Genomic DNA, 12,667 nt, shown 5'->3' on the forward strand with positions numbered 1-12,667 from the left:
TCCCCGGGGGCCGGCCCGCCGGCCCCCGGCGCCGGCGTGCCCGCGTCCCGCCTACCGGCCCCGCGCCACGCCGTACGCCTCCACCGACCACAGCGAGTACCCGTACGGGGTCGCGCGCGCCACGCCCTGCACCCGCAGGAAGCGCACATCGCGCGCGTCCATCCGCACCGCCTCCCGGCCGCCCCTGCCCTCCCGGACGGTCGCCGCCGTCCGCCAGGTCCGCCCGTCCGGCGAGACCTGCACGGTGTAACCGCTCGCGTAGGCGTCCTGCCAGTTCAGCACCACCAGACCGACCCGGCTCGGCGCGGCGAGCTCCGCCTGCCACCAGGCGTCGTCCCGCGCCGGGGAGGACCAGCGCGTCGAGGGGTCGCCGTCGGCCGCCGCGCGCGCCGGGAACGCGGGCGTCTCGTCGCCGGAGGAGGAGGCCGCGGCCCCCGCGATCAGATCGGGACCGGCGGTGCGCGGATACGCCCGTACGGTCAGGACGCGCTCCTGCCCGGAGAAGACCACCGGCACCCGGTACTCGCCCGCCGGGGTGCCCGGCGCCACCGTCACCTCCACCGGCACGCTCACCGCGGCGCCGCGCGGGACCGTGAGCGCGCCCGCGACCCGGACGGACAGCCCCCGCGGGGCCTTCGCGGCGAGCGTGCCCCGGACGTCCGAGGGCCGGGTGGAGGTCAGCACGGCCGCCACCACCTGAGGCTTCCCGCCGATCTCGGCGTCGGCCTCGTCCCGGGCGAGTTCGAGGCGGGCCCGCGGCTCGTCCGCGAACCACGGCACCAGATGGCGTACGGACCGTACGGCGGCGGTCGGGCCGGTCACGCGGACGGCGTCGGCGCGCACGCCCCGCGCGGCGCTCTGCGTCCAGCCGTCCGGCGAGAGCGGCCCGAGGCTGCGCCAGCCCACACCGGGCAGATGCGCCTGCACCAGCGCCCCGCCCTCGGCCCAGGCGACCCGGCCGGGACCCGGGCCCGGCCCCCAGGCGGCGTCCGGCACGGGCTGCGCTCCGGCCGTGGCCCAGGCGGGCGGGCCCGAGCCGGGGCCGACCGACGGGCTCTGCCCGGCGCCGGAGTCGTCCATGACCGTGACCGCCTCCACCGGGCGGACCCGGCCCAGCCGCACGGTGTAGGCGTCCGGCGAGACGGTGATCTCGCCGGGCGGCCGGTCGGCGCCCGTCCAGGTGGCCGAGGCCCGCGCCGCGCGGGTCAGGAACGCGTCCAGGACGCCCTTGCCGACGATGACCGAGCCGGTGGCGGCGTCCCGGCGCAGCGGCTCGAGGGCGAGCGCGGCCCGCCAGGCGCCCGCGCCGTCGCCGTGCGCCTGTGCCTGGAGCATGTCCACGGCCTTCTCCCCGGCCCGGCCGTAGCGGGCGAGCCGGTCGGACCAGGGGCGCAGCTCGTCGGCGAGCGCGCCGCTGCCCGCGAGCCGCTCGGGCGTCTGGCGCATCACCGTGAACGCCGCGCGCAGCCGCGCCGCCGCCCGGTCGCGTACCGCCGCGTCCGCCGCGCCGCGCGAGCTCCAGAACGTGTCGAGCAGCGGGCGCAGATAGGCGGACTCGGCGCTGCCGAGGACCGACGAGGAGTCGTTGCCCGCCAGCGCCGTGAGCGCCTCGCGCAGCCGCGTGTCGCCGCCCGCGAGGTCCGCGATCGCCGCCCGCCAGGAGGCCTCCGGCTCGTAACCCTGCGGGTTCCAGGCGTAGTCGGCCGCCGTGAACAGCGGGATGCGGGAGGCCGAGGCCTGCGCCATGGCGTTGGCGAGCAGGGCGGCCGAGCCGGTGGCGACGGCGGGCTCGCGGCCCGTGTAGGGGCCGAGGAAGATCCGGTCCGGCGCCCAGTCGTTCACCGGGTAGTTGTCCATCGTCACCAGCGGATGCCCGAACGCGTCCCGCGCGCCCGCCAGTTCGTGCCCGGTGATGGTGCGCGGCACCACCCCGACGCCCGTCCAGGCGACCTGGACGCGGGCGTCCAGCCCGTTCGCGAGCGCGTCCCGGTAGGCGGTGGCGCCCTCCTGGTAGTACTCGGTCGGCATCAGCGACAGCGGCTGCGCGCCCGGGTGACGTTCGGCGAGGTGCGCGGCGACGGCGTTCGCCACGCGTGCGTGGGCGCGGGCCGCGGCGGCCGGTCCCCGCCCGAAGGTGCGCGCGTCCTGCCCGCAGTGCCACTCGCTGTAGCTGACGTCCTGGAACTGGAGCTGGAAGGCGCGCACGCCCAGCGCCCACATCGCGTCCAGCTTGCGCAGCAGCGCCTTGAGGTCCTTGTCCGAGGACAGGCACATCTCCTGGCCGGGCGCCACGGCCCAGGCGAGGGTGACGTGGTTGGCGGCGGCGCGGGCGGCGAGCGCCCGGAAGTCGGCGCGCCGGCCGGCCGGGTACGGGTCGCGCCAGCGGGCCAGGCGGTACGGGTCGTCGCCGGGGGCGTAGAGGTAGCGGTTCTGCTTGGTGCGGCCCATGAAGTCGAGCTGCTCCAGGCGCTGTTCGCGCGTCCAGGGCTGCCCGTAGAAACCTTCCGTCGTGCCGCGCACGGCCGTGGCGGGCCAGTCCCGCACCCGCACGCCCGGCAGCGTGGCGCCGCCGCGCCGGTCCTGCCCCAGGAGCTGACGCAGTGTCTGGACGGCGTGGAAGAGCCCGTCCTCGCCGACCCCGTCGAGCGCGACCGTGTCCCGCCCGGCGACCCGGCCGGCACCGATCCGGTAGCCGCCCGGGGGCAGGTCCCCGCGCTCGGCGACCCGCAGGGCGCGCAGCGCCTCCTGGGCGCCGCTCCCGCCGAGGCGGAACACCGGGCCCACGCCCAGCGGTTCGCTGTGCAGCGTGGTGACGCCCGCCCGGCCGAGGACGTCCCCGAGCGCGGCGACCGCGTACGGGTCGGCGCCCGGGTCGGCGATCAGTACGGCCTCGGAGCCGAGGCGGAGCCCCGGTCCCGCGCGGCGGACGGACTGGGGGCGCGGCCAGACGGCCGGGGTGTCGTCCCGTGCCGCTTCCGTCGGCGTCCCCGTGGACGCGCCCGTGGCGGTGGGCTGTTCGGGGGCCGGCGGGTCCGCCGGGGCGGCGAGGGCGCCGGGCGCCGCGCCGAGCAGTCCGCCGACGACGGCGACCGCGACGGCAGCCGCCCGCTTCCCGCGCCCGAACCGCACACCATCTCCCCGTCTGAGTGGACTTGTGGAGCCCCGGTGCGCCCATGACGGCCCCCGGCGGAGCGTCCCGCACCGCAACCGGACCCGAGCCCACCACCCCCGTGCCGAAGGTGTCAACGCGCATGCCCGCTGTGCCGGAATTGCCCGTTCCGGTGACCTGGGTCACAGGACGGGGGTGACGAGCGCGACTTGCCCCGCGTTGTACGTCTGGGAGCCCGCCCGCTGGGTAGGGCTGCTGTGTCCCCGTCGCCGACCTCCGTGGAGCCCTCCGTGGCCGTCTCCGCCCTCGAACAGCCCCTGACCAGCGAACCTCCGCTGGCCGACGCCGCACCGCTGACCAGCGAGCCGCCCCTGACCGAGGCCGCGCCCCTGACCAGCGAACCGACCCCGGTGGCCGCGCCAGCCGGAGCCTGACGCCATGACCCTCGCCCGGCTCGCCGCACTGCACGGCGTCGCCACGTCCTACGCCCCGTCGGCCGACCGCACGGTCCCCGTCCCGGAGGCCACGGTCGTCGCCGTCCTCGCGGCCCTGGGCGTAGAGGCGGCGACCCCGCAGGCGGTGGCGGCGTCCCTCGCCACCGCCGAACTGGCCGCGGCGGAACGCCTGTTGCCGCCGACCGTGGTCCACTGGCGCACCCCCGACCCCGCCCCGCCCCCACCGCTCGCCGCCCTGCCGCCCGGCACCCGCGTCCGGGTCGAGACCGAGGACGGCGGACGGACGCGGTGGACGGCGCCGGGCACCGGGCGCGAGGCGGCCCGGGACGCCCCCTGGCCCGACCTCCCGCTCGGCATCCACCGGGCCACCGCCCGCACCCCCGACGGCCGCACCGCCGCCGCCTGCCTCGTCGTCGCCCCCGAGCGCACCCCCCAGCCGGCCGGGCGCACCCACGGCTTCCTGGTGCAGCTCTACTCGCTGCTCTCCGCCCGCTCCTGGGGCATGGGCGACCTCGGGGACCTCGCCGAGCTCGCCGGCTGGGCCGGGCGGGCCGTCGGCGCCGGTTTCCTCCAGGTCAACCCGTTGCACGCGGCCGTCCCCGGCACCCCCACCGACCCGTCCCCCTACCGCCCCTCCTCGCGCCGCTTCCCCGATCCCGTACACCTGCGGATCGAGGACGTTCCCGAGTACGCCTACGTACGCGAGCGCACCCGGCTGGACGAGCTGCTGAAGGCCGCGGACGCGCTGCGGCGGTCGGTGCTCGACGACGGCGAGCTGATCGACCGGGACGCGGTGTGGGCGCTGAAGCGCGAAGCCCTCGAAGTCCTCCACGCGGTGCCGCTGTCGCCGGGACGGCGTGAGGCGTACTGCGCCTACCTGGCGCACCAGGGCCAGGCCCTGGAGGACCACGCCACCTGGTGCGCGCTGGCCGAGCGGTACGGATCCGACTGGACCGGCTGGCCCGGCGCCCTGCGCGACCCGCGCTCGCCCGCCACCGCCCGCGCCCGGCGCGAGCTCATCGACCGTATCGACTTCCACACCCGGCTCGCCTGGCTCACCGACACCCAGCTCGGCGCCGCCCAGCGGGCCGCCAGGGACGCCGGGATGGCCGTCGGCCTCGTCCACGACCTCGCCGTCGGCGTGCACCCCGGCGGCGCCGACGCCTGGGCGCAGCAGCGCACCTTCGCCCAGGGCATGTCGGTGGGCGCGCCCCCCGACGCCTTCAACGCGCGCGGCCAGGACTGGGGGCTGCCGCCCTGGCGCCCGGACGTCCTCGCCGCCTCGGGCTACGCCCCCTACCGGGGCCTGCTGCGCGATCTGCTGCGGCACGCCGGGGCGCTGCGCATCGACCATGTGATGGGCCTGTTCCGGCTCTGGTGGATTCCGCGGGGGCAGGAGCCCACGGCGGGCACCTATGTGCGCTACGACGCCGAGGCGATGCTCGCCGTGCTCGTCCTGGAGGCCGACCGGGCCGGGGCGGTCGTCATAGGGGAGGACCTGGGCACGGTCGAGCCCGGGGTGCGCGAGGCCCTGAGCCGGCGCGGGGTGCTCGGCACCTCGGTGCTCTGGTTCGAGCGCGACTGGGAGGGCACCGGCCGCCCGCTGCCCCCGGCCGACTGGCGCGAGGGCTGTGTGGCCACCGCCACCACCCACGACCTGCCCTCCACGGCCGCCCGGCTCACCGGCGAGCACGTGGGGCTGCGCCACCGCCTCGGCCTGCTCACCCGGCCGCTCGCCGAGGAGCAGGCCGAGGACGCGGCCGAGGTGGGCGAGTGGCTGGCCTACCTCACCCGGCTGGGGCTGCTGCCCGAGGGCGCCCGGGGCGAGGAGGGCGCGGTGCGCGCGGTCTACCGGTTCCTGCTGAGCACCCCGGCCCGGATGGTCGGGGTGTGGCTGCCCGACGCGGTGGGCGACCGCCGTCCGCAGAACCTGCCGGGCACCTGGGACCAGTACCCCAACTGGCGTCTGCCGGTGGCCGGTCCCGACGGGCGCCCGCTCGCCCTGGAGGACGTGGTCGCCTCGCCGAGGCTGCACAATCTGATGCGGGTGTTCGCGCCCGCCCCGGACACTCCCGCCCCCCCGGTCCGGGGCCCGCGGCCCCGTACGGCACCCCCGGGCGCGCGCCCCTCCTAGGCGTTCGCTACGTTTGCACCGTGGACAAGAAGAACACCCTGCGCGCCGGCGCCGTGGCAGCCGGTACGACGCTGATGATGCTGCTCATGTCGGCCCCGGCCCTCGCGGTCACCCGCGACGACGGCGACGACCCGGGCTCCGGCCTGAGCGTGTTCGACACGATCGGCCTGTATGTGATCGCGCCCATCGCGCTGTTCGCGGTCATCGCCGGTCTGGTCATGGTCCTCGACAAGTCGAAGAAGGCCTGACCGACCAGGTTGTACGCGCGGTGAGGCGCTTCGCGGTACGAGTGGCACTCGTACCGCGAAGCGCCTTTCCGTTTTTCCCCGCCGGGGCTGTCAGTGCGCCGCGAGCAGCTTGCGCAGCAGCCCGTTCAACTGCTCCGCCTCCGCCGCGTCGAGCACCCCGTCCAGCACCTCGTGCTGCATCTCCAGGCCGGCCGTCACCGACTCGTCGACGATCTCGCGGCCCTTCTCGGAGAGGGTGACGCGCAGTCCGCGCCGGTCGTCCGGGTCCGGGCTGCGGCTGAGCAGCCCGGCCTTCTCCAGTTTGTCCAGGCGTCCGGTCATTCCGCCGGTGGTGAGCATCGTGGTCGCCGAGAGCTGGCGCGGCGAGAGCGTGTAGGGCTCGCCGGAGCGGCGCAGCGTCGCCAGGACGTCGAACTCGCCGCGGGAGATCCCGAACCGCCGGTACTCCTTCTCCACCCGGTCGCCCATGGCCCGGGCGATGCGGTAGATGCGCCCGTAGAGGGCCATCGGAACGGTGTCGAGATCGGGTCTGACCTCAGCCCACTGCGCGGTGATGGCGTCGACGGGGTCACGGGGGGTCGCAGTCATGGGACCAGTATCGGAGCCCTATGGAACGGACGCAAGAAAGTTGCTTGACGAAAAGTAGCTTAGGAGTAAGCTACTTCCCATGAAGCGAACCCAGAGCCGTATCGCCACCGTCGCCCTCACCGCCCTCGCCCCGATCTCCTGGGGCTCCACGTACGCCGTGACGACGGAGTTCCTCCCCGCCGACCGGCCGCTCTTCACGGGAATGATGCGGGCGCTGCCCGCCGGAGTCGCGCTCATGCTCGCCACCCGGCGACTGCCACGGGGCTCGTGGTGGTGGAAGGCGGTGGTGCTGGGGGCGCTGAACATCGGGGCCTTCTTCCCGCTGCTCTTCCTCGCCGCCTACCGTCTGCCCGGCGGGATGGCCGCGGTCATCGGCTCGCTCGGACCGCTGTGGGTGGCCGGACTCGCCGCCCTCTTCCTCGGGGAGCGCCCCTCGCTGCGGACCCTGCTCACCGGCATAGCGGCGGCCCTCGGGGTCAGCCTGGTCGTCCTGAAGGCCACGGGGGCGCTGGACGCCGTCGGGGTCGTGGCGGGAGTGGCCTCGTCCGTGTCGATGGCCGCCGGGACCGTCTTCACCAAGCGGTGGGGACGCCCCGAGGGGGTCGGCCCGCTGGTGCTCACCGGCTGGCAGCTGACCGCCGGCGGACTGCTGATCGCGCCGGTCGCCTTCCTGATCGAGGGCGCGCCGCCCGCGCTGGACGGCCGCAACCTCGTCGGCTACCTCTACCTCGCCCTGGTCAACACGGCCGTCGCCTACTGGCTCTGGTTCCGCGGCATCGGCCGCCTCACCGCCACCTCGGTGACCTTCCTGGGCCCGCTGTCGCCGCTGACCGCCGCCGTGATCGGCTGGGCCGCGCTCGGCCAGGCGCTCACCCCGCTCCAGCTGGCGGGGATGACGGTCGCCTTCGGGGCGACGCTGGCGGGCCAGTACGTGCCGAGGGCGCGGGCCGCGGCGGCCAGGACCGAAACGCTCACGCCCACCTCGACCGAACGAGCGGCTCGGGAAGGTTCGGTGGAGGTGATGGCCGGGGCGGTGCGGCGGTAGCCCGGCGCCCCCGACCGACCACCGAGGGAGCACCCACGACTGTGGCAGCCCTGGAGCACGACCGAACCACGCGGACCCCCCCAGAGGGCGAGCCGGGCCAACGGCCCCGGACTCGCCCTCGCGGGCGTCGCGGCCCCCACCCACCCCCGCAGGGCTCAGGGAAGGGGCCGGGGACAAGGGCCTAGGCCGCCGCGTCCGCCTCCTGCGCCCGCAGCGCCCGCTCGACCCCAGCCCGGGACTCCGAGATCAGCCGCCGCAGCGCCGCGTTGGGGGACGCCGACGCCAGCCACGCGTCCGTCGTGTCCAGCGTCGCCTGCGAGACCTGGAGCGACGGATACAGCCCCGTCGCGATCTGCTGCGCGATCTCGTGGGAACGCGACTCCCACACGCCCTTGACCGCCGCGAAGAACTTCTCCGTGTACGGCGCCAGCAGCTCGCGCTGGTCGACCTGGACGAAGCCCCCGATCACCGCCTCCTGCACGGCGTTGGGCAGCGAGTCACCCTCCACGACCGACGCCCACGCCTCGGCCTTCGCCTCGGCCGTCGGCCGCGCGGCACGCGCCGTCGCCGCGTGGCGCTCGCCCGCCGCCGTACGGTCGCGCTCCAGCTCCGCCGCGATCGCCTTCTCGTCCGCGCGCCCGGTCGCCGCGAGGCGCTCGACGAACGCCCAGCGCAGGTCGGTGTCGACGGCCAGACCGTCCACCGCCTCGGTGCCGTCGAGCAGCCCCTGGAGCAGGTCGAGCTGCTCGCCGGTACGGGCGGTCGCCGCGAACGCCCGCGCCCACGCCAGCTGGTGGTCGCTGCCGGGCGCCGCCGCCCGCAGCTGCTCCAGCGTCGCGTCGGTCCAGCGGGTCAGGCCCGTCTCGCGCCACTCGGGCGCCGCGTACAGCTCGAGGGCCAGCTTCACCTGGCGGTGCAGCGACTGCACCACACCGATGTCCGACTCCTTGGCGATGCCGGAGAGCACGAGCGCCAGGTAGTCGCGGGTCGCCAGCTCCCCGTCACGGGTCATGTCCCAGGCCGAGGCCCAGCACAGCGCGCGCGGCAGCGACTCGGCGAAGTCACCGAGGTGGGCGGTGACGACCTTCAGGGACTCCTCGTCGAGGCGCACCTTCGCGTAACTCAGGTCGTCGTCGTTGAGGAGGACGACCGCCGGGCGGTGCGTGCCCGCCGGAAGCTCGACGGGCGTGCGCGCCCCCTCCACGTCCAGCTCGATGCGGTCGGTGCGCACCAGCTTGCCCGTCTCGTTCAGCTCGTAGAAGCCGATCGCGATCCGGTGCGGGCGCAGGGTGGGCTCGCCCTGGGCGCCGGCGGGCAGCGCCGGGGCCTCCTGGAGGACGGTGAAGGAGGTGATGCGGCCCTCGCCGTCGACCTCGATCTCCGGGCGCAGCACATTGATGCCGGCCGTCTCCAGCCACGCCTTCGACCAGGTCTTCAGATCACGCCCGGAGGTCTTCTCCAGCGCGCCGAGCAGATCGGACAGGCGCGTGTTGCCGAAGGCGTGCGCCTTGAAGTACGCCTGCACGCCCTGGAAGAACGCGTCCATGCCGACGTACGCGACGAGCTGCTTGAGCACCGAGGCGCCCTTGGCGTACGTGATGCCGTCGAAGTTGACGAGCACGTCGTCGAGGTCGCGGATGTCCGCCATGATCGGGTGCGTGGAGGGCAGCTGGTCCTGCCGGTACGCCCAGGTCTTCATGGAGTTGGCGAAGGTGGTCCAGGCGTGCGGCCACTTGGAGCCCGGCGCGTACGCCTGGCAGGCGATGGAGGTGTACGTGGCGAACGACTCGTTCAGCCACAGGTCGTTCCACCACTCCATGGTGACGAGGTCGCCGAACCACATGTGGGCGAGCTCGTGCAGGATGGTCTCGGCGCGCACCTCGTAGGCGGCGTCGGTGACCTTGGACCGGAACACGTACTGGTCCCGGATCGTCACCGCGCCCGCGTTCTCCATCGCGCCCGCGTTGAACTCCGGCACGAAGAGCTGGTCGTACTTGGCGAACGGGTAGGCGTAGTCGAACTTCTCCTGGAACCAGTCGAAGCCCTGCCGCGTCACGTCGAAGATCTCGTCCGCGTCGAGGAACTCGGCGAGCGAGGGACGGCAGTAGATGCCCAGCGGCACCGACTGCCCGTCCTTCTCGTACGAGGAGTGGACGCTGTGGTACGGACCGGCGATCAGCGCGGTGATGTAGCTGGAGATCCGGGGCGTCGGCTCGAAGACCCAGACGTCGTCGGCGGGCTCGGGGGTCGGCGAGTTCGAGATCACGGTCCAGCCCGAGGGGGCCTTCACGGTGAACTGGAAGGTCGCCTTCAGGTCCGGCTGCTCGAAGGAGGCGAAGACGCGGCGGGCGTCCGGCACCTCGAACTGGGTGTAGAGGTACGCCTGGTCGTCGACCGGGTCGACGAAGCGGTGCAGACCCTCGCCGGTGTTGGTGTACGCGCAGTCGGCGACCACCTTCAGCTCGTTCGGCCCGGACCGCAGGCCGGCGAGCGCGATGCGCGAGTCGGCGAAGACGGCGGCCGGGTCGAGCGCGGTGCCGTTGAGGACGACCTCGTGCACGGCGGGCGCGACGAGGTCGATGAACGTCTGCGCGCCGTCCTCGGCGGAGTCGAAGCGCACGGTGGTCACGGACCTGTAGGTCCCGCCCTCCTGCGCGCCGCTCAGATCGAGCTCGATCGCGTACGAGTCGACGCTCAGCAGCTCCGCGCGCCGCTGGGCCTCTTCACGGGTCAGATTCGTGCCAGGCACCCGGCCATCTCCTTAAGGACTTCTCTACGTTTTCGGCCATCCTTGCACGAGACGTCCGGGGGGCGTACAGGGCTTTTGCCCGGAGGGTAAAGGTCCGAATTCCGCCGGTGGGGGTGGGGGCGCGTCGGCAGCCTGGAGGCATGACGCAGACAACCGAGACGACGCAGACGCCCCGGACTCCCCGCATGACCCGGGCGACGACGGCCGCGCCGGCCTACACGCCCCTGCCCATCCCGCCCTCCGCGCTCGCGCGGCTCCGCGTCGCGGACGACGCCGGGCGGGCGCCGGCCCCCTTCACGGACGAGGAGGGCGACGCCCCGCTGCGCTGCTGCCTGCGCCGCAGCGCGCCGGGCGAGCGGATCGCCCTCGTCTCGTACGCGCCGTTGCGCCGCTGGGCGGCGGGGACGGGGGCGGAGCCGGGGGCGTACGACGAGCAGGGCCCGGTGTTCATCCACGCGGCGGAGTGCGGGGGCCCGGGGGACGGGGAGGGGTACCCGTTCGCTCGGGCGGGTGCGCTGCGGGCGGTGCGGCGGTACGACGCGCAGGGGCGGATTGTCGGGGGCAGCCTGCTGGAGATCCCGCCGGACACCACGGAGGGCTTCGAGAAGGCCTTCGAGGAGGCCTTCTCCGATCCCCGGGTGGCGCTGGTCCATGTGAGGGCGGTGGACTACGGCTGCTTCCACTTCGAGGTGCGGAGGCCGTAAGGGGGGTCGCCTGCGGGCCGGCTCTGTGGCCGGGGGTTCGTCTGCGGGCCGGTGGTGCCCGCGCTGCTCTGTGGCCCGGGGTTCGTCTGCGGGCCGGTGATGGGCTGGCCGCGCAGTTCCCCGCGCCCCTGGGGGGACGGGGTGCGGGGTGTGGTGCCTGCGCGCCAGTGGTGGGCCGGCCGCGCAGTTCCCCGCGCCCCTCAAGGGCACCCCCGGCGTCCTCGGACGCAAGCCCGTCCCCCGCGCACGCAGAGCCGGCGAAACCCCGACCCCTTAGGGGCGCGGGGAACTGCGCGAGCAACCCAGCACGGTCTGCAGCTGACAGCGGACCCAGGGGCGCGAGGAACTGCGCGACCGGCCCCCACCGGCCCGCAGGGCACAGCGGACCCGGGGCCGCGGGGCCGCCCGTCGGGGGGGCTGGGGGGCGCAGGTCTCAAGAGACGACCCCGCCCCCTCCCGCCCCCGGAGGGTTTGGGGAAGGGGCGGGGTGGGGGAACAACTACCCCCGCAACTCCTCCCCCACCAGCTCCGCAATCTGCACCGCGTTCAACGCCGCCCCCTTACGAAGGTTGTCGTTGGACAGGAACAGCGCGAGACCGTTCTCCACGGTCTCGTCCACCCGGATCCGCCCCACATACGACGCGTCCTTCCCCGCGGCCTGCAACGGCGTCGGAATCTCCGAGAGCTCCACCCCCGGCGCCGAGCCGAGCAGCTCGTACGCCCGCTCCACCCCGATCGGCCGCTCGAAGCGCGCGTTCACCTGGAGCGAGTGCCCGGAGAAGACCGGCACCCGGACGCACGTGCCGGAGACCTTCAGCTCCGGGATGCCCAGGATCTTGCGGGACTCGTTGCGGAGCTTCTGCTCCTCGTCCGTCTCGAACGACCCGTCGTCCACGATCGACCCCGCCAGCGGCAGCACGTTGAAGGCGATCGGCCGCTTGTAGACGCCGGGCTCCGGGAAGGACACCGACTCCCCGTCGAAGGCCAGCCGGTCCGCCGCGTCCACCACCGCACGCGCCTGCGTGTGCAGCTCCGCCACGCCCGCGAGGCCCGAGCCCGACACCGCCTGGTAGGTGGTGGCGACCATCGCGGTCAGCCCGGCCTCCTCGTGGAGCGGGCGCAGCACCGGCATCGCGGCCATTGTGGTGCAGTTCGGGTTGGCGATGATCCCCTTGGGGCGGTTCTTGATCGCCTCGGGGTTCACCTCGGACACCACCAGCGGTACCTCGGGGTCACGCCGCCAGGCGGAGGAGTTGTCGATCACGACGGCGCCCTGTCCGGCCACCTTCTCCGCCAGCGCGCGCGAGGTCGCCCCGCCCGCCGAGAAGAGCACGATGTCCAGGCCGGTGTAGTCGGCCGTGGACGCGTCCTCGACGGTGATCTCCCGGCCCTCCCACGTGAGGGTGGAGCCCGCGGACCGCGCGGAGGCGAACAGGCGCAGCTCGTCGACCGGGAACTTCCGCTCGGCGAGGATGCTCCGCATGACTCCGCCGACCTGTCCGGTGGCTCCGACGATTCCGACCCTCACAGTGACTCCTTCGGTACGCGCGGGGACGCGCATGTACGGCACGGGCGCTTCCATCATGCGTCGGCGCCCGGCGGACTTGTCCAATCCATTGTCCGGGGTGTGGGACG

The 12,667-nt window shown here is 74.6% G+C and carries 9 protein-coding genes; 5 read left to right on the top strand and 4 right to left on the bottom strand.

Features of this window, described 5'->3' with window-relative positions:
• Positions 1-51 precede the first annotated feature (51 nt).
• Positions 52-3,129: a beta-N-acetylglucosaminidase domain-containing protein gene (locus tag ACZ5ID_RS16485; protein ID WP_468897908.1), complete on the bottom strand. Its 3,078-nt coding sequence runs from the start codon at positions 3,127-3,129 to the stop codon at positions 52-54.
• A gap of 270 nt (positions 3,130-3,399) precedes the next feature.
• Here ACZ5ID_RS16485 and ACZ5ID_RS16490 point away from each other — a divergent pair, with 270 nt between their 5' ends.
• The 3 genes from ACZ5ID_RS16490 to ACZ5ID_RS16500 are packed head-to-tail and all read left to right on the top strand — an operon-like array spanning position 3,400 to position 5,946.
• Positions 3,400-3,543 carry a hypothetical protein gene (locus ACZ5ID_RS16490; RefSeq protein ID WP_468897997.1) on the top strand — a complete coding sequence of 48 codons (144 nt, stop codon included), beginning with the start codon at positions 3,400-3,402 and terminating at the stop codon, positions 3,541-3,543.
• A gap of 4 nt (positions 3,544-3,547) precedes the next feature.
• Entirely contained in the window at positions 3,548-5,698 is a 2,151-nt protein-coding gene (gene malQ / locus ACZ5ID_RS16495; RefSeq protein ID WP_468897910.1) for a 4-alpha-glucanotransferase, read from the top strand.
• A gap of 20 nt (positions 5,699-5,718) precedes the next feature.
• Positions 5,719-5,946, top strand: coding sequence for a hypothetical protein (locus tag ACZ5ID_RS16500; RefSeq protein ID WP_101388341.1), 228 nt, complete (start codon positions 5,719-5,721; stop codon positions 5,944-5,946).
• A gap of 90 nt (positions 5,947-6,036) precedes the next feature.
• Here the strand turns inward: ACZ5ID_RS16500 and ACZ5ID_RS16505 are convergent, their stop codons facing one another.
• Positions 6,037-6,534 carry a MarR family winged helix-turn-helix transcriptional regulator gene (locus ACZ5ID_RS16505; RefSeq protein WP_468897913.1) on the bottom strand — a complete coding sequence of 166 codons (498 nt, stop codon included), beginning with the start codon at positions 6,532-6,534 and terminating at the stop codon, positions 6,037-6,039.
• A 79-nt stretch (positions 6,535-6,613) separates the two neighbouring features.
• Between ACZ5ID_RS16505 and ACZ5ID_RS16510 the strand changes: the two genes are divergently transcribed.
• Entirely contained in the window at positions 6,614-7,579 is a 966-nt protein-coding gene (locus ACZ5ID_RS16510; protein WP_468897915.1) for an EamA family transporter, read from the top strand.
• Positions 7,580-7,760: 181 nt separating this feature from the next.
• Here ACZ5ID_RS16510 and pepN read toward each other — a convergent pair whose 3' ends face one another.
• Positions 7,761-10,328 (bottom strand): aminopeptidase N, encoded by a 2,568-nt coding sequence (gene pepN / locus ACZ5ID_RS16515; RefSeq protein WP_468897917.1) that lies wholly within the window; start codon positions 10,326-10,328, stop codon positions 7,761-7,763.
• A gap of 185 nt (positions 10,329-10,513) precedes the next feature.
• On the opposite strand from pepN, the gene ACZ5ID_RS16520 reads away from it, so the two are divergent.
• Positions 10,514-11,032: a DUF1203 domain-containing protein gene (locus tag ACZ5ID_RS16520; RefSeq protein WP_468897995.1), complete on the top strand. Its 519-nt coding sequence runs from the start codon at positions 10,514-10,516 to the stop codon at positions 11,030-11,032.
• A gap of 499 nt (positions 11,033-11,531) precedes the next feature.
• Here the strand turns inward: ACZ5ID_RS16520 and ACZ5ID_RS16525 are convergent, their stop codons facing one another.
• On the bottom strand, positions 11,532-12,560 hold the full coding sequence (locus tag ACZ5ID_RS16525; RefSeq protein WP_468897919.1) for an aspartate-semialdehyde dehydrogenase: 1,029 nt from the start codon (positions 12,558-12,560) through the stop codon (positions 11,532-11,534).
• Positions 12,561-12,667: the final 107 nt, after the last annotated feature.

The organism is Streptomyces sp. NPDC031670, assembly GCF_055580545.1.